Genomic DNA, 23977 nt, shown 5'->3' with positions numbered 1-23977 from the left:
CTTCGCCTCCTACTCCGGCGTGCGCCCGAGCGTGCAGCTGGCCGTCGACCGCGACGGCAACGGCACCTGGGACGGCTACCTCGTCTACGAGCCGTGGGCCTACGGCGACGGCAACTGGTGGACCTCCAAGGCCGGGTTCGGCGTGCCGTCCGACATGGGCTACGCGTCCTTCGGCACCATCGAGGCGTTCGTCGCGGCCAACCCCGACGCCAAGGTCATCGGCGTCGGCTACTCGCTGGGCTCCGGCGTCATCGGCGACGCGGTCATCAAGAAGATCGTCGTCGGCGGAGCGACCTACACCTTCGGGCTCGCGCCCGTCGTCGTCGTCACGCCTCCGGCGCCCGTGACCGCGGACCCGGCCACCCCGGTCGTCCCGGCCGCACCCGTGGCCGCCGCACCCGTGGTCCCGACGAGCGCCGTCGTGCCTGCGGCGACCGACGCCACGCTGGCGGCCACCGGGTCGCAGGCAGGGCTGCTGGCCCTGCTCGGTGCGATGGTCGTCGCGGCCGGCGTCGGCCTGCGCCGCATCGCCCGGCGCTGACGCACCAGGTCAGGCCCGCAGCCTCGTGCTGCGGGCCTGATCTGTGTCACCGGCGGACACCGCAGACGATCTGCCCGCGCAAGTATCGGGCAAGTTTCGGTATCTGACGATCGAGTCCAGCGATCTGATGCCGGCGCTCCCTCCTCGAACAGGACGCGCACCGGGGGTGATCTCCCGTCGCGACGCTGGAGGGCCCGACCCTGCGGTGCTACGTTCGGTCCGATAGTTGCGGCGCACGGACCGCCGCTCGAGGACCGGAGACGACGGACCACCCATGACCTCCACCAGTGCCCCCACCGGTCCGTCCGTGCCCGACGGGCTCGAGCCCGGCGAGACCCCCGCGGTCACCGGCGCGGCCCCGACCATCGGCCTCATCGCCGCGGAGGCCGGGGTCTCCATCCCCACCGTCTCCAAGGTGCTCAACGGCCGGACGGACGTCGCCGCGGTGACGCGGGCCCGGGTGGAGGCGGTCATCGACCGCCACCAGTACCGCCGTCGGCGCGGGCGCAGCCAGACCGGCCCCGGCCTGCTCGACCTCGTCTTCCATGAGCTCGACGCCGGCTGGGCCGTGCAGATCATCAAGGGCGTCGAGTCGGTGGCCGGACCGGAGCGCATGGGCGTCGTCCTGTCCGAGCTCGGCGGCGCGCACCGGCCGCGGCAGGAATGGCTCGACGACGTGCTGGCCCGCCGACCGCGCGGCGTGATCCTCGTGCTCTCGGACCTCGACCCCGCGCAGCGCCGGCAGCTGGAGACCCGGTCGATCCCGTTCGTCGTCGTCGACACCGCGGGCGAGCAGCCCGCCGGAGTCCCGACCGTCGGGTCGGCCAACTGGGCCGGCGGGCTGGCGGCGACGCGACACCTGCTCGGGCTCGGTCATCGGAGGATCGCGGTCATCTCCGGCCCCGTCGACGTGCTGTGCAGCCGCGCGCGCATCGACGGGTACCGCTCCGCTCTCGACGAGGCCGGCATCGCCGTCGACCCCTCGCTGGTCCGGTACGGCGACTTCTTCGTCGGCGGCGGCTACACGCACGGCATGGACCTGCTCGACCGGCCCGACCGGCCCACCGCGATCTTCGCCGGCTCCGACTTCCAGGCGCTCGGCGTCATGCGCGCCGCGCGCGAGCTCCACCTGCGGATCCCCGAGGACCTGTCGATCGTGGGGTACGACGACCTGCCCGTCACCGAGTGGATCGGTCCGCCGTTGACCACCATCCACCAGCCGCTTCAGGAGATGGCCGCCACCGCGACCCGCATGGTGCTCGCGCTCGCCCGTGGCGAGGTGCCGGCCAACCCGCGCATCGACCTGGCCACGGAGCTGGTGGTCCGCGAGAGCACCGCACCCCCCGCGGCGCTCTGAGCCTGAGCGGTCAGCGACCGGTGCCGTCGACCGCGTGCGGCTCGATCGCCGCGATCTCGTCGGCGGTCAGGGCCGGGGCCTTGAGCGCCGCGACGTTGTCCTCGAGCTGGGCGACCGAGCTGGCACCGACGAGCGCCGAGGTGATCCGCTCGTCGCGCAGCACCCACGACAGCGCGAGCTGCGCGAGCGACTGACCGCGGCCGGCGGCGATCTCGTTCAGCGCCCGCGCGCGCGACAGGTACGTCTCCGAGAGGGCGGTGGGCTTGAGGAAGTGCCCGACGGCGGCGCGAGAGTCGGCCGGGACGTCGCCGGAGAGGTAGCGGCTGGTGAGCAGGCCCTGCGCCAGCGGGGAGAACACGATGGTGCCGATGCCGAGGTCGCCGACGACGTCGAGCAGGCTCTCGCTCTGGCCGTCGGCCACGTTCTCCACGTGCCGGTTGAACATCGAGTAGCTGGGCTGGTGGATGAGCAGCGGGGTGCCCAGGTCGGCGAGCACCTGCTGGGCGGTCCGGGTCTGGGCCGGCGAGTAGTTCGAGATGCCCGCGTAGAGCGCCTTGCCGCTGGTCACGGCGGTGTGCAGCGCGCCCATCGTCTCCTCGATCGGGACCGAGGGGTCGGGGCGGTGCGAGTAGAAGATGTCCACGTAGTCCACGCCGATGCGGGCCAGCGACTGGTCGAGCGAGGACAGCAGGTACTTGCGCGAGCCGCCGTCACCGTACGGCCCGGGCCACATGTCGTAGCCGGCCTTGGAGGAGATGACGAGCTCGTCGCGGTACGGCCTCAGGTCGGACGCGAGGATCCGGCCGAAGTTCTCCTCGGCGGAGCCGTACGGCGGGCCGTAGTTGTTGGCCAGGTCGATGTGCGTGATGCCGAGGTCGAAGGCCCGACGCAGGACCGCGCGCTGCGTCTCCAGCGGCGTGGTGTCCCCGAAGTTGTGCCACAGGCCCAGCGAGAGCGCCGGCAGGTCCAGCCCGCTGCGCCCGGTCCGGCGGTAGGTCATCGAGTCGTAACGGCTGTCGTCGGCGAGGAAGGGCATGAGACAACGCTATCCGTAGGATCGGCCCGTGCTGCACGTCGCGTTCTTCGAGCCCCGCATCCCCGGCAACACCGGCAGCGCCATCCGGCTGGCCGCCGGCACCGGCGCCACCCTGCACCTGGTCGAGCCGCTCGGCTTCGACCTGTCGGAGGCCAAGCTGCGTCGGGCCGGGCTCGACTACCACGACCTCGCGAACGTCGTCGTGCACCCGTCGCTCGAGGCCCTGCTGGCCGCGCTCCCCGGCCGGGTGTTCGCCTTCACCACTCAGGCCACCCTGCGCCACACCGACGTCGCGTGGGCCGACGAGGACGTCCTGCTCTTCGGGCCCGAGCCCACCGGCCTGCCCGACGAGGTCCTCGCGCACCCCCGGATCACCGACCGGGTGCGGATCCCGATGCTGCCGGGCCGGCGGTCCATGAACCTGTCGAACGCGGCCGCCGTCGGCATGTACGAGGCATGGCGGCAGCTGGGGTTCGACGGCGGCGTGTGAGCGCCCCGCCGCTGGTGCAGGATCGACGGATGTTCACCACGCGCCCCGAGCTCCTCGGCACGTTCGGCATGGTCGCCTCGACGCACTGGCTGGCGTCGGCGGTCGGGATGCGCACGCTCGAGGCGGGCGGCAACGCGTTCGACGCGGCGGCCGCGGCCGGCTTCACGCTCTCCGTCGTCGAGCCGCACCTCAACGGGCCGGGCGGCGACGCCCCGATCATCGGCCACCGGGCATCCGACGGGCACACGTTCGTCGTCTGCGGCCAGGGCTCGGCCCCGGCCGCCGCGACCATCGACGCGTACCGCGACCTCGGGCTCGACCTGGTGCCCGGCACGGGCCACCTGGCCGCCGTCGTGCCCGGGGCGTTCGGCGCGTGGCTCGACCTGCTCGCGCGCTACGGCACCCTCCCCCTCGCCGACGTCCTCGCGCCCGCCATCGGCTACGCGCGCGACGGCTACCCGTTGGTCCGGGCAGCCTCGCGCACCATCGCGACCGTCGCCGAGATGTTCAGCGAGCACTGGCCCACGTCGGCCGAGGTGTACCTGCCGCACGGCCAGGTCCCGACCCCGGGCACCCGGTTCCGCAACCCCGCGCTGGCCGACACCTTCGAGCGGTTGCTCGGCGGCAGCGGCGGTACCCGCGAGGCGCAGATCGAGGCCGCGCGGCGCGCGTTCTACGAGGGGTTCGTCGCCGACGCCGTCGACGCGTACCAGTCGACGGTCGCCGTGCGCGACTCGTCGGGTCGTCGGCACACGGGCTTCCTGCGCGCCGCCGACCTGGCGGCCTGGCGGGCGGCCGAGGAGCCGACGACCTCGCTCCGGTTCGCCGGCCGCACCATCCACAAGACCGGCGCGTGGGGGCAGGGGCCTGTGCTCCTGCAGCAGCTCGCCATGCTCGACGCGCTCGACGTGTCCGCGATGGTGCGCAGCAGGGACACCCTCGCGCTCGTGCACACCGTCGTCGAGGTGGCCAAGCTCGCGTTCGCCGACCGCGAGGCCTGGTACGGCGACGACCCGGACGTCCCGCTCGCGACCCTGCTGTCCCCCGCGTACGCGGCGGCGCGGGCCGCGCTCGTCGGGGCGACCGCGTCCGAGGGGCTGCTGCCCGGCGCTCCGGACGGGCGCGCGCCGCGCGTGTCGGCGAGCCTGTGGGGATCGCGCGAGAGCTCCGGTGCGGGCGTCGGCGAGCCCACCGTCTCGCCGCTCGGCCTGAGCCCGGGCGACACCTGCCACGTCGACGTCGTCGACCGCTGGGGCAATCGCGTGTCCGCGACGCCGTCCGGCGGCTGGCTGCAGTCCAGCCCGCTGGTGCCCGGCCTCGGGTTCGCCCTGCCGACGCGCGCGCAGATGTTCTGGCTCGAGCCCGGCCTGCCGAACAGCCTCGCGCCAGGCAAGCGGCCGCGCACCACGCTCAGCCCCGCGATGCTGCTGGACGACGACGGGTCGGGGTTCGCGTTCGGCACCCCGGGCGGCGACCAGCAGGACCAGTGGACCGTGCCGTTCCTGCTCCGCCACCTGCTCGGCGGCGACGGCCTTCAGGCCGCGATCGACGCGCCCGCGTGGCACTCCTCGCACGTGCCCGGGTCGTTCTACCCGCGCACGCACACGCCGCGCGGCCTGGTGGCGGAGTCGAGGCTCGGCGCCGACGTGCTCGACGGGCTGGCCGAGCGCGGGCACGCGCTGGAGATCACCGGCCCGTGGGAGCTGGGACGGCTCAGCGCGGCGGGCGTCCGGTCCGACGGCCTGCTCGTCGCGGCCGCCAACCCTCGCGGCATGCAGGGCTACGCGGTCGGCCGCTGACCAAGTCCTCCGATGACTTCGTGAGCGCATGAGGATTCGATGAGGAACGCCGGTCCCGCCCGGCCCAGAGATCGGACCACTGTTAGCGTCGACGCATGCCCGACGTCGTGGATGCCCACCTTCAGGTGTGGAATCCCGACGCCGTCCACTACCCGTGGATGACCTCGGAGAACACGCCGCTGCACCGCGAGTTCCGCGTGCCGGACATCGAGGACCAGCTGGCCGACCAGGGCGTCGCGTGGGTCGTGCTGGTGCAGGCCGCCGACAACCGGGCGGACTCGGAGCTCATGCTCTTCCAGGCCCTCGCGTCCCCCCGGGTGGCCGGTGTGGTGGCGTGGGTGCCGCTCGACGCGCCCGACGAGGCGGCCGCGCAGCTGGACGCGTGGCGGCGCGAGCCCATCGTCGGCATCGGCCACCGGGTGCACGACGAGAACGATCCCGACTGGCTGGTGCGGCCTGCGGTCGACGACGGGCTCACCCTCCTCACGGAGCGCCGCCTCACGTTCGACCTCCGCGCGCACACTCCGACCGCGCTCGCCCACGTCGCCACGCTCGCGGAGCGGCACCCGAAGCTGACCGTCGTTCTCGACCACGTCGGCTGCCCCCCGGTCGCGGCGCAGCGCGCGGGCGACCGGGAGGCCTGGGCGCGCTGGTCGGCCCTGCTCGGGGCGGTCGCACAGCTGCCGAACGTCGTCGCCAAGCTGTCCGGCCTCGCCACCCGGGCCGGGTCGGGCTGGCGGCCCGAGCACCTGCAGCCGTCCGTCGATCGCGCGCTCGAGGTGTTCGGGCCGGACCGGCTCATGCTGGGCAGCGACTGGCCGTACGCGCTGCTCGAGGGCGACTCGTACGCGCAGGTCTGGCACGGGTTGCGCACGACCGTCGACGGGCTGTCCGACGCCGACCGCGCCCTGGTCCTCGGGGGTACAGCCACCCGGGTGTACGGGCTCCCGTTCGAGACGGACCGAGCGTCCGACCGCTAGGTTCGCACCCGTGTCACGTTCCGATGAGGTCGTCGACGGGGTCAAGCAGATGATCCTCGACGGCCGGCTGCAGGCCGGCGAACGCCTCCCGGCCGAGAAGGAGCTCGCCGCGACGCTCGGCGTCTCCCGCGGTTCCCTGCGTGAGGGCGTGCGCGCGCTCGGCACCCTCGGCATCCTTGACTCCCGGCACGGCGACGGCACCTACGTGACCACGCTCGACCCGACGCTGCTGCTCGCGCCGGTGGGGTTCGTCGCGGAGCTGCAGGACGACGCCGCGGCGTTCCACGCGGTCCGGCGCCTGCTGGAGACCGAGGCCGCCGGGCTGGCGTCGCTGCACATCGACGACGACGGGCTGGCCCGGCTGCGCGCCGTGCTCGACGAGACCGCCCGCGCGCTGGTCCAGCACCCGCTCGACCACGACCGGCTGGTCGACGCCGACCTCGCGTTCCACGAGGAGATCGCCCGCGCGTCCGGCAACCCGGTGCTCGCCGCGCTGGTCGAGGGCCTCGCCGGGCGCACGTCCCGGACCCGGCTCTGGCGAGGGCTCAGCGACGAGGGCGCCGAGGACCGCGCCTTCGTCGAGCACGAGGCCATCCTGGCCGCGATCGCGGCACGTGACCCGGACCGCGCACGCCTCCGGATGGCCACGCACCTGCTCGGCCTGGAGGACTCCGCGACGGGCGTCCGGGCGCCCTGGGACGCCTAGCTCGACAGCTCCACGCGGCGGCCGGTGCCCAGGTCCTGCTGGTCCTCGTCGGTCACCACCGCGAACGCTCCGTCCGGCACACCGGCCAGGTTGACCACCTGCGTCGCGGCGGCCAGCAGCTCGGCCTCCTCCTCGCCGGTGATGAAGAAGACGTACTCGTCGCCCAGCTCCTCGCCGTCGTCGTAGACCTCGTACCGGCCGCCGTCCGCGCCGATCTCGAGGGTCTCCTCGATGTCGTCGATCCACGGGAACGGGTACTCCCCCGCAGGGACGTCCGGGTCTGGCGTCAGGGGGACGTGGATCTCGACGATCGGCTGGGTCATCTCAATCTCCTGGGTCTCGAGGGTCCTTCGCGGCGACCGCGCACCCGCCGAGGCGCCGGGCGCACCGCGTGAGCTCTACCGTGCGGGCGTCGAGTCGCGCAGGACGACCTGCGTCGGCACCTGCGTGAGGCGGGCCTCGTCGGAGGCGTCCGCGAGCGCGAGCTCGGTCGCGGCGATGCCGACGTCCACCAGCGGGATCCGCACGGTGGTCAGCGCCGGCACCACGTCGCGGAGAGTCGAGATGTCGTCGAAGCCCGCGAGCGCGATGTCGTCGGGGACCCGCACGCCCGCCTCGCGCGCGACGGCCAGGGCGCCGAGGGCCATGACGTCGTTGACAGCGAACACCAGCTCGGGCAGGTCGCCGCCGCGCAGCAGCGCGCGCATGGCGTCCTCGCCGCCCTCGTGCGTAAAGGCGCTGGTGATGACCGCGCTGTCCGGCACCGGGTCGCCCAGCTCGGCCAGCGCACCGCGGAAGGCCTCGCTGCGCTCGCGAGCGGTCAGGTGGTCGGCGGGGCCGGCCAGGACCGCGAAGCGCCGGTAGCCACGGCCGTGCAGCGCCTTGGCCAGGTCGCCCGCGCCCTGCGCGTTGTCGATCACCACGGTGTCGACGCCGAGGATCGCCTGCCCGATCAGCGCCACGGAGCCGCCGACCGCGCGGTAGTCCGCGAGCGCCGCGCGGAGCTCGTCGTTGGTCGCCTCGTCGTCCAGGCGCCCGCCCGCGATGACGATCGCCCGCGCCCGCTGCCGCTTGAGCAGGTCGACCAGCCCGCTCTCGCGGCTCGGGTCGTGCTGGGTGCTCGCGAGGGTCACCTGCAGCCCCGCCCGCTCGGCAGCGCGGGCGACCCCGGCGGCGATCGACGAGAAGTACGGGTCGGCGATGTCGTGCACGACGAGGCCGAGCGACGTCGTCCGCCCGCGGGCCATCGCCTGCGCGTTGGCGTCCGGCGTGTACCGGAGCCGGGTCGCCGCGGCGAGGACGCGATCGCGCAGGTCCGCGCGGACGGTGCGGTTGGCGCTGCCGTTGATCGCCCGGGAGGCGGTGGCGAGCGAGACGCCCGCCTCGCGGGCGACGTCACTGAGGGTCACGGATGCGGCCATGTCTGGAGGGTAGGCGCTTGCCCCTGCTCGGCGGACCGTTCTGCGTGGGCACGCCGGTGCCAGCGACGGGAAAGCGATATCCTGGCGGGAGAACTCCCGTGGAAGGGACACCGATGACGCTCGCCCTCGCCGATTGCGTGCTCGTGCTGCGGCCCGACGACGACGTGGGGGTCGCGACCCGGGACCTGCAGTCCGGGACCGAGCTCGACTCGCTGGTGGTCGCGCAGAGCGTGCCGCGCGGTCACAAGCTCGCGGTGCGCGCCGTGCGGGCGGGCGACGCGGTGCACAAGTACGGGCAGTCGATCGGGCGCGCCACCCGTGACATCGCGGTCGGCGACCACGTGCACAGCCACAACCTCGGCATGGACGACGACGAGCGTGCCTACGAGTTCGGGACCGCGCGCGTCACCCTGCCCGCCCCTCCCGGGGAGCCGCGGACCTTCGACGGCTACGCGCGCAGCGACGGCCGGTGGGGCACCCGCAACTACGTCGGCATCCTCACCTCGGTGAACTGCTCGGCCTCGACCGCCCGCCTGATCGCCGACCAGTTCCGCGGCCGGGTGCTCGACGGCTACCCGCACGTCGACGGCGTCGTGGCGCTCACCCACGACACCGGCTGCGGTCTGGTCCCGACGAGCGAGGGCGCCCAGATCACGCGGCGCACCCTGCGCGGGTACGCCGATCACCCGAACATCGCGGGCCTGCTCGTGCTCGGGCTGGGCTGCGAGATGCTCCCCGCCCAGTCCCTGCTCGACGGGCTCGACCTGCCCGCCGACAAGCCCGTCACCACGCTGGTCATCCAGGAGACCGGGGGTATCCGCGCCACCGTGCGGGCAGGTGTCGCCGCGATCGAGACGATGCTGCCCGGCATCGACGCCCTGCGCCGCACCCCGGCACCCGTCTCCGAGCTGGTCCTCGGCCTGAACTGCGGCGGGTCCGACGGCTACTCAGGGATCACCGCCAACCCCGCCCTCGGCCACGCCTCCGACCTGCTCGTCGCCGCCGGCGGCACCTCCGTGCTGGCCGAGACGCCCGAGGTGTTCGGCGCCGAGCACCTGCTGCTGCGCCGCGCGGTCTCCCGCGACGTCGGCCAGAAGCTGCTCGACCGCCTCGACTGGTGGAAGTCGTACACCGCCGCCGGCGGCGGCACCATGGACAACAACCCGTCGCCCGGCAACAAGGCCGGCGGGCTGACCACGATCCTGGAGAAGTCGCTCGGCGCCGTCGCCAAGGGCGGTACCGCCGAGCTGGTCGAGGTCTACGAGTACGCCGAGCCCGTGACCGCGCGCGGGTTCACCTTCATGGACACCCCTGGCTACGACCCCGTCTCCGTGACCGGCCTCGTCGCCGGCGGCGCCACGGTCGTCGTGTTCACCACCGGCCGCGGGTCCGTGCTCGGTTGCAAGCCCACGCCGTCCATCAAGGTCGCGACGAACACCGCCACCTACCTGCGGATGACCGAGGACATGGACCTCAACGCCGGGCGGATCGTGGACGGGACGGCGACCGTCACGTCGGTCGGCGAGGAGCTGTTCGAGCTCATCATCGAGGTCGCGTCCGGGCGGCAGACGGTGTCCGAAGAGCTCGACCTGGGCTCCGACGAGTTCGTCCCCTGGCAGCTCGGCGCCGTCACCTGACCCGACGTCCTTGACGGAGGCGCGACGGCCGACGCTTCGGTCTGAGGTTCCCCCTCAGGAGGTCCCGATGAAGTTCACGCTCGAGGTCGACCTGTCCGCCGGAGTGGTCCCCGACGACGTCCACGGAGAGCTCGGCCGGATCCTGCGCTACTGGGCAGGCAACGTGAAGCACTACCCGATGGAGCCGGGCGCCGGCGAGACGATCTCCGACTCCACCTACGCGCCGGTCGGCGCGTGGAGGCTCACGGAGTAGTCCGCGCGCCGGGCCCGCGGGGGTGCTCGCCTCGACCGCCGCGGCGCTGTGCTCCCGGGGTCAGCGGTCGACGCGCGCGCCGCCGCCCCCGGCCAGCTTGAGCACCTCGGCCTTGCTGACCATGGTCGTGTCACCGGGCGTGGTCATGGCCAGCGCCCCGTGCGCGGCGCCGTACTCGACGGCCGTCTGCAGGTCCTCGCCGGCCAGCAGCCCGTACGCCAGGCCGGACGCGAACGAGTCGCCGCCGCCCACCCGGTCGAGGATCTCGAGCCGCTCCCGGTGCGTCGCGCTCACCAGCCCGGTCCCCTGCGACCACGCGATCGCGCCCCAGTCGTTGACGGTCGCGGAGTGCACCGTGCGCAGCGTCGTCGCGATGACCTGGAAGTTCGGGTACGCCTCGGCCACCTTGTCGATCATCGCCGCGAACGAGTCGAGCTCCAGCGCGCTGAGGTTCTCGTCCACACCCTCGACCTCGAAGCCGAGCGACGCCGTGAAGTCCTCCTCGTTGCCGATCATGACGTCGATCGACGGGGCGATCGCGCGGTTGACCTCCTGCGCGCGGGCCTGCCCTCCGACCGCCTTCCACAGGCTCGGGCGGTAGTTCAGGTCGTAGCTGACGATCGTGCCGTGCTTGCGGGCGACCGTCACCGCCTCGATCACCGTCTCGGCGGCGGTGTCCGAGAGCGCCGCGAAGATGCCGCCCGTGTGGAACCACCGCACCCCCAGCTCGCCGAACAGGTGCTCCCAGTCGACGTCGCCGGGCGCCAGCTGCGCGGCAGCGGTGTGCCCGCGGTCGCTGACCCCGACCGCCCCGCGGACGCCGAACCCGCGCTCGGTGAAGTTGAGCCCGTTGCGGACCGCCCGGCCGACCCCGTCGTACGGCACCCAGCGCAGGAACGACGTGTCGACGCCGCCCGTGAGGATGCAGTCCTCGACCAGCCGGCCGACCTCGTTGTCCGCCAGCGCGGTGACGATCGCGGTCCGGAGCCCGAACGCCCGCCGCAGGCCGCGGGCCACGTTGTACTCACCGCCGCCCTCCCACACCCGGAACGAGCGCGCGGTGCGGATGCGACCCTCGCCGGGGTCGAGGCGCAGCATGACCTCCCCGAGCGAGACGGCGTCGAAGCGAGTCTCGGCCGCGGGGCGGATGAACAGGTCGGACATCGGATGACTCCTCGGCGTTCGGGCGGTCAGGGGTGCGCGACGAGGCTGACGGCCTCGGCCGTGAGGTCGCGGACGGCGTCCAGGTCGCCGGCCCGGATGAGGTCGCGCGGCACCATCCACGACCCGCCGACGGCGCGCACGGACGGGAGTGCGAGGTACTCGGCGAGGTTCGCCGGCCCGATGCCGCCGGTCGGGACGAACCCGACGTCGCCGAAGGGGGCCGCCAGCGCGGCGACGGCCTTGGCCCCGCCCGAGGTGCCGGCCGGGAAGAACTTCACCGTGGTCAGGCCGAGCTCGAGGGCGGCCTGCACCTCCGTGGCCGTCACGGCGCCGGGCAGCGCGAGGATGCCGTGCTCCTGGCACCGCTCGACCACGGCGCGGCTGGTCCCGGGCGAGACGACGTACGCCGCACCCGCGGCCACGGCCTCGTCGACCTGCTGCGGCGTGAGCACGGTGCCGGCGCCGACGAGCACGTCACCCCGTGCGGCGATCGCGCGGATCGCGTCCGCCGCAGCGGCCGTGCGGAACGTGACCTCGGCGACCGGCAGGCCGCCGTCGACCAGCGCCTGCGCCAGTGCGTCCGCGCGGGCGGCGTCGTCGATCACGACCACGGGAACCAGGCGGTGCGCCGCCAGGCGTTGCAGGATCTCGCTCACTCGTGCTCCTTCGCACCGTGCTCGTCGCCGGGGACCGCGTCGGGTCCCGCGCTGGCTGGGAAAGCGTTTGCCGCGTGCGGAGGAGCATACGCCTGCCGCGGGATCCGGTACGCGAGGTCGACCGCCGTCTCGATCGCCTCGTCGAGATCGACCCGGTGCTCCGCCACCAGGCGACCCAGGAAGCCCGCGTCGATCCGGCGAGCGAGGTCGTGCCGGGCGGGGATCGAGCAGAAGGCGCGGGTGTCGTCGACGAACCCTGTCGTGTTGGCGAACCCGGCCGTGTCCGTGACGGCCTCGCGGAAGCGCCGCATGCCGTCGGGCGTGTCGAGGAACCACCAGGGCGCGCCCAGCCGGACGGCCGGGTAGACGCCGGCGATCGGAGCGAGCTCGCGGCTGAACGTGTCCTCGTCCACGGTGAACAGGACCAGTCGGAGGCCCGGGTGGTGACCGAACGCCTCGAGCACCGGGCGCAGTCCGCGCACGTACTCGGTCGGCACCGGGATGTCGTAGCCGACGTCGGGCCCGCGCAGCGCGGCGACGGCCCGGTCGTGGTCGCGCAGCACGCCTGGGTGCAGCTGCATCACGAGCCCGTCCTCGGACGACATCCGCGCCATCTCGAACAGCATGTGCCCGGAGAACGCCTCGGCGTCCGCGGCACTCACGTCTCCGCGCAGAGCCGACGACACGATCCGCTCCGCCTCCGCCGTGCTCAGCGGCGTGGTGTCGGCGGAGAGGTGGCCGTGATCCGTCGCGCGCGCGCCGGCCGCGACGAACGCGCGGCGCCGCTCCTCGAGCGCGTGCACCAGATCGCGGTACCCGCCGATCCCCACCCCCGACCGCTCCTCGAGCAGCGCGACGTCGTCGCGCCAGCCCGGACGGTCCACGTGCAGCACCGCGTCGGGGCGGAACGTCGGCACGACGCGCTCGCCCCACCCCCTCCGCGCGAGGTCGGCGTGGTCGGCGAGGGTCGCGGTCGCCGCGTCCGTCGTCGCCAGGATCTCCAGCCCGAAGCTCTCGAACAGCGCGAGCGGCCGGAACCCGGGCTTGGTCAGCCGCTCGGACAGCAGGTCGAACAACCGGTCGGCGGAGTCGGCCGACGGCCGCTCGTCGACGCCGAACACCTCGACCAGCACGTGCTCGAGCCAGTAGCGCGTCGGCGTGCCCCGGAACAGCGGCCAGTGGGTGGCGAACGTGCGCCAGACCTCCCGCGGGTCCGCGACCGCTCCCGGGCGGTCCCGGCGAGGCACGCCGAGCGCGTCGTGCGGGACGCCCTGGGACACGAGCATGCGCACCAGGTAGTGGTCGGGCGTCACCAGGAGCGACGCCGGATCGGAGAACGGCTCGTCGCGCGCCAGGACCCCGGCGTCGACGTGACCGTGCATGGACACGATGGGCAGCGCCGCGGTCGCGCCCAGGATCGTGCGTGCGAGCGGGCGCACGGACGGGTCGCTGGGCAACGCCCGGTCGGGGTGCAACGACCACCCGGTCTCGCTCACCATCGATCCTCCTCGAGCCCCGACGCCGCCACGACGAGGCCGCGATGAGTCCTGGTGCAAACGCATTCATCGCAGCCAACCAGGAGAGTGCGCTGATCACAAGAGCTGGGCGGAACATGTCCCGCATCTCGGGACGATGCTTGCCGTCCGACGAGGTGTCGTGCTGAAATCGCATTCATCGATCGCGGCCCGAGCGGGAGGGGACGAACGTGGTGGTCACGTTGCGCGACGTCGCGCGAGCCGCCGGCGTGTCCCCGGCGACGGCGTCCCGTGCGCTCAGCGCGCCCGACCTCGTCGCGCCCGCCCGTCGTGAGCACGTCCAGCAGGTCGCCCGCGAGCTCGGCTACCGGCCCAACCGTGCCGCGCGCGAGCTCATCACGGGACGCACCGGCAACCTCTGCCTCGTGGTGCCCGACCTCGAGAACCCGTTCTTCGCCGCGGTCGCCAAGGGCGTCCAGGCCCGCGCGCGGGCCCTCGGCTTCGCGCTCCTCGTCGCCGACGCCGAGGAGGACCCGCGGCTCGAGTCCGAGCTGGTCGCGCACCTCGGCGCACAGGTGGACGGGGTCGTCCTCTGCTCGCCGCGGATGTCCGACGTCCAGCTCGACCGGCTCAGCCGCGACGTCCTCGACCGGGCGGTCCCGCTGCTGCTCGTCAACCGGCTGCACGCGGGCCTGCCCTCCGTCGTGATCGACAACGCCGACGGCGTCCGCCAGGCCGTCACGCACCTGCACGCGCTGGGCCACCGTCGGATCGGCTTCGCCGGCGGTCCGGTCGGGTCGTGGTCCGACGGCCAGCGCCGGCGCGGTCTCGAGCACGCCTCGCACGGTCTGCGCAGCATCGAGGTCGTGGACCTCGGCCACTACCCGCCGGTGTTCGGTGGTGGGGTGGCGGCCGGCGACCTGGTGGCCGCGAGCGGGGTCACCGCCGTGCTCGCCCACAACGACCTGCTCGCCCTCGGCATCCTGAGCCGGCTGCGCGCCCGCGGCATCCGCGTGCCGGAGGACGTCTCCGTGGTGGGGTACGACGACATCCCGGCGGCGACGCTCGTCTCGCCCGCGCTCACCACCGTGACCGTGCCCCTGGCCCGGCTGGGTCGGGCGGCCGTCGACCTGCTGGTCGAGGCGGGGTCGGTGCCCACCGCGGTCGAGTCCGCGCTGGCCGGCGCCCTGACCGCCGCGACCGCCGGAACCCACGGCAGCCCCGTGGGCGCGTCCGGCCCGGGCACGACGACCGGTACCTCCGAGACCGGCGCGGCACCGACCGTGCGCATCGGGGTCGAGCTCGTGGTCCGCGCGTCGACCGGCGTCGCCTCCACGGGATCGGCGGCGGCCGCGCGATGACGGGCATCGGCTCACCTCGGCTGTCGCGAGCCACGCTGGGAGCGCTCGACGCGCACCACATCCCGCCGCGGGTGCGGCTGCCCGCGGTCGACCCGGGGGCCGTGAGCATCGGGATCGTCCACCTCGGCCTGGGCGCGTTCCATCGCGCGCACCAGGCGGTGTTCACCGAGGACGCGGCCGCAGGGAGCGGCGAGCTCGGCTGGGGCATCCTCGGCGTGACGCAACGCAGCGCCCGCGTGGTCGAGCAGCTCGCGCCGCAGGACGGCCTGTACGGCGTGCTGACCAAGGGCAGCGAGGAGACGTCGCTGCGACTGGTCGGGTCCCTGCGCGACGTCGCGTTCCCGGGGACCGACACCGCCCGGGTGCTGGAGACGATCGCGGCGCCGACGACGCACGTCGTGACCCTCACGGTGACGGAGAAGGGCTACCGGCGCGCGGCCGACGGCGGTCCGGACCTCGGCGACCCGGACCTGKCCGCCGACCTGGAGACGCTCGCCGCCGAGCTGCGCGCCGGCGCCGTCGCCGACCGGCCCGCCCGCTCGCCCCTCGGGCTGCTGCTGCGCGGGCTCGCCCAGCGCCGCCGACGCGACGCCGGACCGCTGACCGTGGTCTGTTGCGACAACCTCGCGGAGAACGGTCCCGTGCTCGCCGCGTTGGTCGGCGCCGGCGTGGACTCGGTGCCCGGCGGGGACCGGCTGCGCGGGTGGATCGAGGCCTCGGTCCGGTTCCCTGCGACGATGGTCGACCGGATCGTGCCCGCGACGACCGACGCCCACCGGGACGAGGCGCACGCGTTGCTCGGGCTCGGGGACGCCGGCCTGGTGGTCGGCGAACCGTTCTCGCAGTGGGTCGTCGAGGACGCGTTCGCGGGACCGCGACCGGCCTGGGAGCAGGCCGGGGCGACGCTCACGGCCGACGTCGCCCCGTACGAACGGGCCAAGCTGCGCGTGCTCAACGCCAGCCACTCGACGCTGGCGTACCTGGGAGCGCTGCGGGGTCACGCGACGATCGCCGAGGCGATGAGCGACCCGGACCTGGCCGCGACGGTGCGGGCTCTCGTCGACGAGGACGTGCTGCCCACACTGGTCGCGCCCGACGGGCTCGACCTCGAGCGGTACCGGGACGACGTGCTCGCGCGGTTCGCCAACCCGAACACCGGCCACACCACCGTGCAGGTCGCCATGGACGGGTCGCAGAAGCTTCCGCAGCGTCTGCTCGGCACGGTGCGCGACCGGCTCGCCGCGGGCGCCGTCCCGACCGCATCGGCCACCACGGTCGCCGCCTGGATCGCCTACGTGCGCGCGACGACCCAGGGCGAGCTCGAGGTCGACGGCCACCGGATCTCACTGGACGACCCGCTGGCCTCGACCCTCGCGGCTGCGGCTGCCGGGCCGCTCGACGCTCTGGCCGACCGGATGCTCGACGTGCGCCCGGTGTTCGGCGACGACCTCGCCGACTCCCAGGAGTTCCGGGTCGCCGTGCGTGCGGCCGTCGCGACCCTGGTGACCCGCCAGGTCTAGCTGCGCGGCTTGGAGGCACGGCCCAGGGTGGAGCACTGCCCGATCCCCTTGACGGGACGGCACAGCGATGCGCTACGCTGGAAAGCGCATTCCACTCCGACCGACAACGCGGTCCAGAACACTCGGAGCAGCACCCATGACGACTCGCACCCTGCGCATCGGAATGAACGGCATCACCGGCCGGATGGGCTACCGCCAGCACCTCGTCCGGTCGATCCTGTCGATCCGCGACCAGGGCGGCGTCACGCTCGAGGACGGCACGCGGGTGCAGGTCGAGCCGATCCTCGTCGGGCGCAACGCGGACAAGGTCCGCGAGCTCGCCGAGCTGCACGGGGTCGAGCACTGGACGACGGACGCGGACTCGGTGATCGCGGACCCGACGGTCGACATCTACTTCGACGCGCAGGTCACCAGCCGCCGGTACGAGGCGCTCGCCGCGGCGATGAAGGCCGGCAAGCACATCTTCACGGAGAAGCCGACGGCCGAGACGCTGGCGGACGCCATCGACCTGGCGCGGCTGCGCGAGAGCACGGGTGTGTCGGCGGGCGTGGTGCACGACAAGCTCTACCTGCCGGGCCTGGTCAAGCTGCGCCGGCTGGTGGACGAGGGCTTCTTCGGCCGGATCCTGTCGCTGCGCGGCGAGTTCGGCTACTGGGTGTTCGAGGGCGACGGCCAGGAGGCCCAGCGCCCCAGCTGGAACTACCGCAAGGAGGACGGCGGCGGCATCGTCGTCGACATGTTCTGCCACTGGAACTACGTGCTCGAGGGCATCCTCGGCACGGTCAAGACCGTGAACGCGCAGGCCGTCACGCACATCCCCACGCGCTGGGACGAGCGCGGCGAGGCGTACGACGCGACGGCCGACGACGCCGCGTACGGGATCTTCGAGATCGAGACGCCCGGCGGCGACCCGGTGGTCGCGCAGATCAACTCCTCGTGGGCCGTCCGCGTGTACCGCGACGAGCTGGTGGAGTTCCAGGTCGACGGGACGCAGGGCTCGGCGGTCGCCGGCCTGAACAAGTGCGTGGCGCAGCAGCGCGCGCACACCCCGAAGCCCGTGTGGAACCCCGACCTGCCCGTCACGGAGTCGTTCCGCGACCAGTGGCTCGAGGTGCCGGCCAACGGCGACCTGGACAACGGCTTCAAGCTGCAGTGGGAGGAGTTCCTGCGCGACGTCGTCGCCGGGCGCACCCACCGGTTCGACCTCCTGTCGGCCGCGCGTGGCGTCCAGCTGGCCGAGCTGGGCCTGCGGTCGTCGGCGGAGGGCCGCCGCCTCGACGTCCCGACCATCACGCTGTGACGACGGGGACCTGGGCGGAGCCGGCGGTGGGCGCGACGAGCACGGCGCTGGCCCGGCTGTCGCTCAACACGGCGACGACCAAGTACTGGACGCTGCGGGAGGCCGTCGACGGTGCCGTGCGCGCCGGGCTGCCCGCGATCGCCCCGTGGCGGGACCGGGTGCACGAGGTGGGCGCGGCCGAGGCATCGACGATCATCGCCGACGCCGGACTGCGCGTCTCGTCGCTCTGCCGCGGTGGCTTCCTCACCGCCGAGGACGACACCGACGCCAAGGCGGCCCTCGACGACAACCGTCGCGCCATCGTCGAGGCGGCGACGCTGGGTACGCGCGAGCTGATCATGGTCGTCGGCGGCCTGCCGGCCGCGACCGGGCCGGGCGGACCCGCCCGCAYGGAGCCGGGCGGGCGGGACCTCGTCGGAGCCCGCCAGCGCGTGGCGGACCGCATCGGCGAGCTCGCGCCGTTCGCCGCGGGCCACGGGGTCCGGCTGGTGCTCGAGCCGTTGCACCCGATCTTCGCCGCCGACCGGGCCGTGATCTCGACCCTCGGCCAGGCGCTCGACATCGCGGATCCGTTCCCGGCGGACGTCGTCGGCGTCGTCGTCGACACCTACCACGTGTGGTGGGACCCGGACCTGCAGCGACAGATCGCCCGCGCGGGTGCCGCCGGCCGGATCGCGAGCTACCAGGTCTGCGACTGGATCCTGCCGCTGGCCGCCGACGCGCTGCTCTCCCGCGGGCACGTGGGTGACGGGTACGTGGACTTCCCGACGATCACCCGGTGGGTCGCCGAGACCGGCTACTCCGGAGACGTCGAGGTCGAGATCTTCAACGAGTCGGTCTGGGACGCCCCGGGCGACCAGACGATCGCGACGCTCGCCGAGCGCTACCTGGAGCACGTGCAGCCGTTCCTCTGACGGGCACCGACCCGGAGCGCTACCGTGACGCGCAACCGATCCGGGAGGCCCCTCGATGTTCGACCCGCTCCTGCCCACCGGCGCGGACGTCGCGTTCGGCGCGGCCTTCACGATCGTGCCGGTGCTCATCGTGCTCGGCATCGTCGTCGCCCTCGTGTCGGCGGTGCGCAGGGCGCGCGTGCTGCGCGACGCAGGGCTCGACCCTCTGACGGCAGATGCCCAGGTGCTCGCGCAGGCGCACCAGAGCCTGGCGCTCGCCCCGGAGCGCTCGGTCGAGTCCCGGCTCGCCGAGGCCGAGGACCTGCGCCGGCGCGGCCTGATCAGCGCCGACGAGCACGGCGAGATGCGCCGTCGGATCCTCGGCCAGGTCTGAGCCGGCTCAGGCCAGCAGGTCGCCGAGGATGGCGCCGAACCGCTTCCCGATCAGCCGGTGCGCCGGAGCGTCGGGGTGCATGAGGTCCCGCATCGGCAGGTCGTCCCAGTCGGACCAGCCGTAGAGCGACAACCCGTCGACGTAGGTCAGGGCGGCGTCCTCGCGGGCCGACACCGCCGCGCTCAGCACCGATCGGATGACCGTGAGCGACAGCTTCCCGTCGGCGACCTCGGACGGGTGCCCGACGGTGCGGAAGACCGACGGGTCCGCGGGGTCGAGCGACGTGGGCCCCGGGGTGGTCTCGACGAGCGGGCAGAGCAGGGGCGAGACGACGACCAGGGGCGTGGTCGGGTGACCCTCGCGGATCGTGTCGAGGAAGCCGTGCACGGCAGGGGCGAACGCGCGCAGCCGCATCGCATCGTGGTTGACCACGTTGATGCCGAGCTTGAGCGTGATGACGTCGGCGGGCTGGTCCCGGATCGCGCGCGCGACGAACGGGTCGAGCACGGCGTTGCCCGAGAAGCCGAGGTTCACCAGGTCGAGGCCCGCGGCGTGGGCGGTCACGACGGGCCAGGCACCGAGCGCGGACGACGCGCCGGCGCCGTGGCTGATCGACGAGCCGTGGTGCACCCACCGGGGAGCCTGCACGGGCGAGGGTGGCGACACGGGCTCGTCGGTGGTCAGCGCGAGAAGGCGCGTGGTCTCCCCCGGCGGCAGCCAGATCTCGACGTCCCGGTCCGTGAGGCCGTCGCCGCCCAGGACCAGCTGGACGACGGCGGGCGGCCCGGGTCGCTCGACGGTCGAGCCGGCACCGGGCTCGAGCAGCAGGACTCCCGCGTCGGACGCGACCGCCGACGGCTGCGGCACGACCGACCCGTCGACCAGCACGTCGTACGGCTGCGGCGCGCCCGGCGGGGCGGGGTCGACGGCCACCCGCAGCGCGCGGACCTCGAGCCGGGCCGTGCGGGCGGACGTGCGGAACCGCAGCCGGACCCCCGACGGCTGCGACTCGACCATCGCCATGAAGTCGTCGGGAAACTGGCGACGCGCCGCGGCCGGGAGCCGGTGCGGCAGCACGCCGTCCGCCGACTCCTCCAGCCAGGCGGCGCCGCGGATCTCGACCCGGGAGTCCGGCAGCTCGACGCGCATCAGTGGACGTTCCCGTGCTCGCGGAACTCGCGCCACACGTTCTCGAAGAAGTCGTCGTCCTCGGGGATGGGTCGGCGCGGGCGCCACCGGAACACCGGCTCGCCGGCGGGGTCGTCGGGAACCCGTGGCACGACGGGCCGCCAACCCGACGCCGGCACCCACGACGTCTCCTGCACCTCGTCGTCGAGAGCGCCGCCGTCTAGCGTGAAGCGGAAGACGTCGGGAAGCTCCGAGAGGCCGTGCGGCAGCTCGCCCGCCGGGTCGGTGTAGAGCACCGAACCCCGGGACCGTCCGCCGTGCGCGACGTAGTCGGCCATCGCCGACAGGTACACGTACGCGCTGGTGAGAATGTCGCGGACCAGGAAGGTCCGGTTGATCGAGCGGCGCGACGAGGCGTCGGCGGACACGGTCGCCTCGTAGGTCGACAGCCACTCGTGGACCTGGACCAGGGCCTCGTCGATCGACGCGGCCGACCGGACCGGGCCGGCCTTGGCGCTCATGAGCACCTGGACCTCCCGCAGCAGGTCACCCGTGTTGTCGGGGATCCCCGAGGCCGCGCGTGCTGAGGCGGCGTCGACGAGCCCGAGCGCAGCCCGGAGAACGGGCGCAGCGGCGGCGGCGAACTCGCGCGGCGCAGAGCCGCGCCGGGCCGCGATGAACTGTGCCGCCCTCGTCGCGCCCACCTGCCCACTGTTCAGCGCCGCGCCGCCGGGCCGGTAGACCCCGTGCGCGCCGCCCGCCTCACCCACCGGGAAGAACCCCTCGACGTTCGAGTGCCACCAGGCGTCCACGACGAGCCCGCCGTTGTTGTGCTGCGCGCAGACGTCGACCTCGAGCATCGTCGTCTCGAGGTCCACGTAGGGGTTCTTGCCCAGGTAGAACTGGTACGCGGGCTCGTTCATGCGCCGCAGCCGCTCGATCGGCGTGCCGAACAGGACGCCCGCGCGGTCGAGGTAGTCGTGAGCCTCGGGGCTCAGCGCCGACGGGTCGAGCTCGGGAAAGACCGGGTTCCGACGGAAGTCGAGGAACACCCGCCGCCCCCGCAGGACGGTCTCGCGGTAGACGAGCAGGTCGATGAGCGACGACCCGTCGCGCGCTTTCCGGATGTCGAACGGCCACTGGTACCCCTTGAGGAACACCAGCGACAGGAGCTGCCCATAGTCCGGGATGGCCTCGGTCAGGAACTCGCGAGGGTCCTCGCCAGAAACGTCCGTCGACACGAACGTAGGGATGACCTGCATGTACGTGCCGGACACGTTCCAGCGCGGGTGCGTCGAGGCCAGACCGAACTGCCACTCGGTGAGGTTCTTGCCGTGCACGCCCGCGCGGTAGGCGGCGCCGGACGCCCCCCACTGGCCGTTGGGGAAGACGCGCGTCGCGTACATCCCCGCCGGACCGCCGGTCGCGTAGACGAGGTTGGTGCAGCGGAACAGCAGGAACGGGCTCTCGGTGCCGTCGTGCGGGACGTCGGTCCGGAGCACCAGCAGCCCGGCGACCGCGCCGTCGTCGACGATGACATCGACCACGCGGCACTCGTCGTAGATGCGCGTGCCGTTGCGGTGGACCTTCTTCTCCAGCTGCTCGACCATCGACCGGCTCGTGTACGGGCCGACGGACGTGGCGCGACGACGAGGGTCGTGGTCGGTCTTGTAGCCGATGAACTCGCCGTACCGGTTCTGCGGGAACGGGACCCCGAGGTCGCACAGGCGCAGGAAGCCGCGGGCGCTCAGGGCGGCCTCGGCCAGCGCGTTGTCGCCGTCCATCGCGCCGCCGGAGTAGAGGGTCTCGGCCATCTCTCGCACGGAGTCGCCGTCGCCGCCGGACAACGTCAGCTTGTAGTAGGTCTGCTTGTCCGAGCCTGCGTTCCGCGACGAGCCGGCGTTGACCTTGTCGGCCACCATCACGACGTCGGTCTGGCCCAGCTCCCACAGGCGGTCGGCCGCGCAGAAGCCGGCCGAGCCGGTGCCGACGACGACGGTGTTGACGGTGACGACGGGCACGCCGTCCAGGACGTCGGCCATCACAGCACCGGGATGTGCATGCCGCCGTCGACGTGGAACACCTCGCCGGTCGAGTACGGGGTCTGCCCCGAGGCCAGGATCGAGACGGCGCCGGCGACGTCGGACGGCCGTCCCCACCGGTTGATCGGCGCCAGTCCGTTCTCGATCATCGCGTCGTACTTCTCGGTGACCCCCGCGGTCATGTCCGTCGCGATGACGCCCGGCCGGACCTCGTAGACGGCGATCCCCTCCGGGGCCAGGCGCACCGCGAACAGCTGGGTGGCCATGGCGACACCGGCCTTGCTGACGCAGTAGTCGCCGCGGTTGGTGGAGACGGCGGTCGCGGAGATGCTCGACACGTTGATGACGGTGGCGCGCGGAAGGGCATCGGACCCGACCGCGATGACCCGGTTGGCGAACGTCTGCGTGAGGAAGTACGGCCCGCGCAGGTTGATGCCGAGCACCCGGTCGAAGCTCTCGGGGCCGGCCTCGAGGAGGTCAGCCCGCACGGCGGGAGCGACCCCGGCGTTGTTCACGAGCACGTCGAGGCGACCCCAGGCCCCGACCGCGTCGTCGACGAACCGGGCGTGGTCCTCGAGGTCGGCCACCGACCCGCGCACGTAACGCACCCGGCCGGGCGCGTCCAACGACTCCAGCAGCTCGGTCGGCTCCTCGCGCGTGGCCAGGATGGAGACCGCGAAGCCGTCGGCGAGCAGCCGCTGCGTGATCCCGAGGCCGATCCCCCGATTGCCACCGGTGACCAGTGCGACTGCCGGCATCGTTGCCTTCTCTCGTGTGCGGGACGCGCGCGTGACCTGCGCGTCGCTTCCGATCGTGCCACGGGACCCGGCATCGAGGCAAGCGCTTTCCCGCCGCTTCGCCTCATGCGAGGATCGGAGCGTGACGACCCGACGCCGCCCGGCGACCTGATGGGCGGCGTCGTCGTCGCCTTCGGCACGATGGGCGCCGTCGTCGTGCTCGGCTGGCTGCTCGCGCGCCGCCGGATCCTCGGGGACCGGGCCGCGCCGGTGCTCGCCCGAGTCGTGTTCACTGTCGCGACGCCCGCGCTGCTGCTCAGCACGGTCGCGCACGCCGACCTCCACCTCCTGCTGTCCCGCACCGCGCTCGTCACCTGGACGTCGACGGCCGTGGTCGCCCTGCTCGCCGTGCTGGTGCTGCGGCTCGCGTGGCGCCGAACCTCGGCCGACGTGACGATCGGGACGCTCGCGTCGTCCTACGTCAACGCCGGCAACCTCGGGCTCCCGCTCGCCGTCTACCTGCTCGGCGACGCCGTCGCGGTGGTGCCGACCCTGCTGTTCCAGCTGCTCGTGCTCGCCCCCGTGGCGTTCGCCGTCCTCGACGCGCGCAGCGGGCCGATGCGCGTCGGCGCAGTCGCGCGGCGCACGCTGAGCAACCCGATCATCGTCGCGACCCTGGTCGGGCTCGTGCTCGCGGCGCTCCCGTGGCACCTGCCCGATGCGGTGTTCGAGCCGTTCCGGCTGGTCGGCGCGGCAGCCGCCCCGCTCGCGCTGCTGACGTTCGGGATGTCGCTCGCCGTCCCCCGCACCATCGACTCCGCCGCGCCCCGACCCGACCTCGCGCTCGCCGTCGGCCTGCGCACGGTCGCGCACCCGGTCCTCGCGTGGGGTCTGGGCACGGCGCTCCACCTGCCTCCGCACGCGCTGCTCGCCGTGGTCGCGATGGCCGCCCTGCCGACTGCCCAGAACGTCCTCGTCTACGCGATGCAGTACCGGCACGGCGAGGCCCTCGCCCGCGACGCCGGCCTCGTGACGACCGTGCTGTGCGTGCCGGTCCTGCTCGTCGTCGCCGCGACGCTGGGCTGAC

The 23977-nt window shown here is 73.5% G+C and carries 23 protein-coding genes; 14 read left to right on the top strand and 9 right to left on the bottom strand.

All coding sequences use genetic code 11. The annotated features are described in order from the left end of the window. The coding region (locus AC1DT4_RS07455) for a hypothetical protein (RefSeq protein ID WP_477089143.1) at positions 1–541 on the top strand (541 nt) is incomplete at its 5' end. 274 nt (positions 542–815) lie between these two features. Continuing rightward, positions 816–1898: a LacI family DNA-binding transcriptional regulator gene (locus AC1DT4_RS07450; protein WP_477089142.1), complete on the top strand. Its 1083-nt coding sequence runs from the start codon at positions 816–818 to the stop codon at positions 1896–1898. 10 nt (positions 1899–1908) lie between these two features. Here the strand turns inward: AC1DT4_RS07450 and mgrA are convergent, their stop codons facing one another. Further along, on the bottom strand, positions 1909–2934 hold the full coding sequence (mgrA, locus tag AC1DT4_RS07445) for an L-glyceraldehyde 3-phosphate reductase (RefSeq protein WP_477089141.1): 1026 nt from the start codon (positions 2932–2934) through the stop codon (positions 1909–1911). A 28-nt stretch (positions 2935–2962) separates the two neighbouring features. Between mgrA and AC1DT4_RS07440 the strand changes: the two genes are divergently transcribed. From AC1DT4_RS07440 to AC1DT4_RS07425, 4 genes are all read left to right on the top strand, one after another. Next, positions 2963–3424, top strand: coding sequence for a tRNA (cytidine(34)-2'-O)-methyltransferase (locus AC1DT4_RS07440; protein WP_477089140.1), 462 nt, complete (start codon positions 2963–2965; stop codon positions 3422–3424). 29 nt (positions 3425–3453) lie between these two features. Beyond that, positions 3454–5223: a gamma-glutamyltransferase family protein gene (locus AC1DT4_RS07435; protein WP_477089139.1), complete on the top strand. Its 1770-nt coding sequence runs from the start codon at positions 3454–3456 to the stop codon at positions 5221–5223. A 95-nt stretch (positions 5224–5318) separates the two neighbouring features. Further along, positions 5319–6203, top strand: a complete 885-nt coding sequence (locus tag AC1DT4_RS07430) for an amidohydrolase family protein (RefSeq protein WP_477089138.1) — start codon at positions 5319–5321, stop codon at positions 6201–6203. Between the two features lie 10 nt (positions 6204–6213). Beyond that, positions 6214–6909, top strand: a complete 696-nt coding sequence (locus AC1DT4_RS07425) for a FadR/GntR family transcriptional regulator (RefSeq protein ID WP_477089137.1) — start codon at positions 6214–6216, stop codon at positions 6907–6909. On the opposite strand, the gene AC1DT4_RS07420 is transcribed toward AC1DT4_RS07425, so the two are convergent. Next, positions 6906–7232: a hypothetical protein gene (locus AC1DT4_RS07420; RefSeq protein WP_477089136.1), complete on the bottom strand. Its 327-nt coding sequence runs from the start codon at positions 7230–7232 to the stop codon at positions 6906–6908. The two genes, AC1DT4_RS07425 and AC1DT4_RS07420, sit on opposite strands and share 4 nt — an antisense overlap. Positions 7233–7307: 75 nt before the next feature. Further along, the gene (locus tag AC1DT4_RS07415; protein ID WP_477089135.1) at positions 7308–8330 is read right to left on the bottom strand and encodes a LacI family DNA-binding transcriptional regulator; all 1023 of its coding nucleotides are present in this window, start codon (positions 8328–8330) and stop codon (positions 7308–7310) included. Between the two features lie 113 nt (positions 8331–8443). Between AC1DT4_RS07415 and AC1DT4_RS07410 the strand changes: the two genes are divergently transcribed. Continuing rightward, complete coding sequence (locus AC1DT4_RS07410; RefSeq protein WP_477089134.1) at positions 8444–9967, top strand: UxaA family hydrolase; 1524 nt, start codon at positions 8444–8446, stop codon at positions 9965–9967. A 67-nt stretch (positions 9968–10034) separates the two neighbouring features. Continuing rightward, positions 10035–10220, top strand: a complete 186-nt coding sequence (locus AC1DT4_RS07405) for a hypothetical protein (RefSeq protein ID WP_477089133.1) — start codon at positions 10035–10037, stop codon at positions 10218–10220. A gap of 60 nt (positions 10221–10280) precedes the next feature. Here the strand turns inward: AC1DT4_RS07405 and AC1DT4_RS07400 are convergent, their stop codons facing one another. Genes AC1DT4_RS07400 through uxaC form a run of 3 tightly spaced genes read right to left on the bottom strand, consistent with a single transcriptional unit; the run spans position 10281 to position 13539 of the window. Beyond that, entirely contained in the window at positions 10281–11384 is a 1104-nt protein-coding gene (locus AC1DT4_RS07400) for a PfkB family carbohydrate kinase (RefSeq protein ID WP_477089132.1), read from the bottom strand. A 26-nt stretch (positions 11385–11410) separates the two neighbouring features. Then, complete coding sequence (gene eda / locus AC1DT4_RS07395; protein ID WP_477089131.1) at positions 11411–12040, bottom strand: bifunctional 4-hydroxy-2-oxoglutarate aldolase/2-dehydro-3-deoxy-phosphogluconate aldolase; 630 nt, start codon at positions 12038–12040, stop codon at positions 11411–11413. After that, entirely contained in the window at positions 12037–13539 is a 1503-nt protein-coding gene (gene uxaC / locus AC1DT4_RS07390; protein ID WP_477089130.1) for a glucuronate isomerase, read from the bottom strand. The genes eda and uxaC overlap by 4 nt, the downstream gene beginning before the upstream one ends. A gap of 206 nt (positions 13540–13745) precedes the next feature. On the opposite strand from uxaC, the gene AC1DT4_RS07385 reads away from it, so the two are divergent. The 5 genes from AC1DT4_RS07385 (at position 13746) to AC1DT4_RS07365 (ending at position 18983) form a co-directional block, all read left to right on the top strand. Beyond that, positions 13746–14876, top strand: a complete 1131-nt coding sequence (locus AC1DT4_RS07385) for a LacI family DNA-binding transcriptional regulator (protein ID WP_477089129.1) — start codon at positions 13746–13748, stop codon at positions 14874–14876. After that, the gene (locus AC1DT4_RS07380; RefSeq protein ID WP_477089128.1) at positions 14873–16396 is read left to right on the top strand and encodes a mannitol dehydrogenase family protein; all 1524 of its coding nucleotides are present in this window, start codon (positions 14873–14875) and stop codon (positions 16394–16396) included. The genes AC1DT4_RS07385 and AC1DT4_RS07380 overlap by 4 nt, the downstream gene beginning before the upstream one ends. A gap of 136 nt (positions 16397–16532) precedes the next feature. Further along, positions 16533–17696 carry a Gfo/Idh/MocA family protein gene (locus AC1DT4_RS07375; protein WP_477089127.1) on the top strand — a complete coding sequence of 388 codons (1164 nt, stop codon included), beginning with the start codon at positions 16533–16535 and terminating at the stop codon, positions 17694–17696. Then, positions 17693–18610, top strand: coding sequence for a sugar phosphate isomerase/epimerase family protein (locus AC1DT4_RS07370; protein WP_477089126.1), 918 nt, complete (start codon positions 17693–17695; stop codon positions 18608–18610). Before AC1DT4_RS07375 ends, AC1DT4_RS07370 begins: the two co-directional genes overlap by 4 nt. A 55-nt stretch (positions 18611–18665) precedes the next feature. Continuing rightward, entirely contained in the window at positions 18666–18983 is a 318-nt protein-coding gene (locus AC1DT4_RS07365) for an SHOCT domain-containing protein (RefSeq protein ID WP_477089125.1), read from the top strand. A gap of 6 nt (positions 18984–18989) precedes the next feature. Here the strand turns inward: AC1DT4_RS07365 and AC1DT4_RS07360 are convergent, their stop codons facing one another. Genes AC1DT4_RS07360 through AC1DT4_RS07350 form a run of 3 tightly spaced genes read right to left on the bottom strand, consistent with a single transcriptional unit; the run spans position 18990 to position 22911 of the window. Continuing rightward, complete coding sequence (locus AC1DT4_RS07360; protein WP_477089124.1) at positions 18990–20132, bottom strand: SGNH/GDSL hydrolase family protein; 1143 nt, start codon at positions 20130–20132, stop codon at positions 18990–18992. After that, positions 20132–22153, bottom strand: coding sequence for an FAD-binding protein (locus AC1DT4_RS07355; protein ID WP_477089123.1), 2022 nt, complete (start codon positions 22151–22153; stop codon positions 20132–20134). The genes AC1DT4_RS07360 and AC1DT4_RS07355 overlap by 1 nt, the downstream gene beginning before the upstream one ends. After that, entirely contained in the window at positions 22153–22911 is a 759-nt protein-coding gene (locus AC1DT4_RS07350) for a 3-ketoacyl-ACP reductase (RefSeq protein ID WP_477089122.1), read from the bottom strand. The genes AC1DT4_RS07355 and AC1DT4_RS07350 overlap by 1 nt, the downstream gene beginning before the upstream one ends. 105 nt (positions 22912–23016) lie before the next feature. Between AC1DT4_RS07350 and AC1DT4_RS07345 the strand changes: the two genes are divergently transcribed. Beyond that, positions 23017–23976, top strand: a complete 960-nt coding sequence (locus AC1DT4_RS07345; protein WP_477089121.1) for an AEC family transporter — start codon at positions 23017–23019, stop codon at positions 23974–23976. The last annotated feature ends 1 nt before the right edge of the window (position 23977 follow it).

It is taken from the genome of Cellulomonas sp. P4_D11, assembly GCF_056401915.1.
This window is presented reverse-complemented; position numbering and strand designations above follow the sequence as displayed.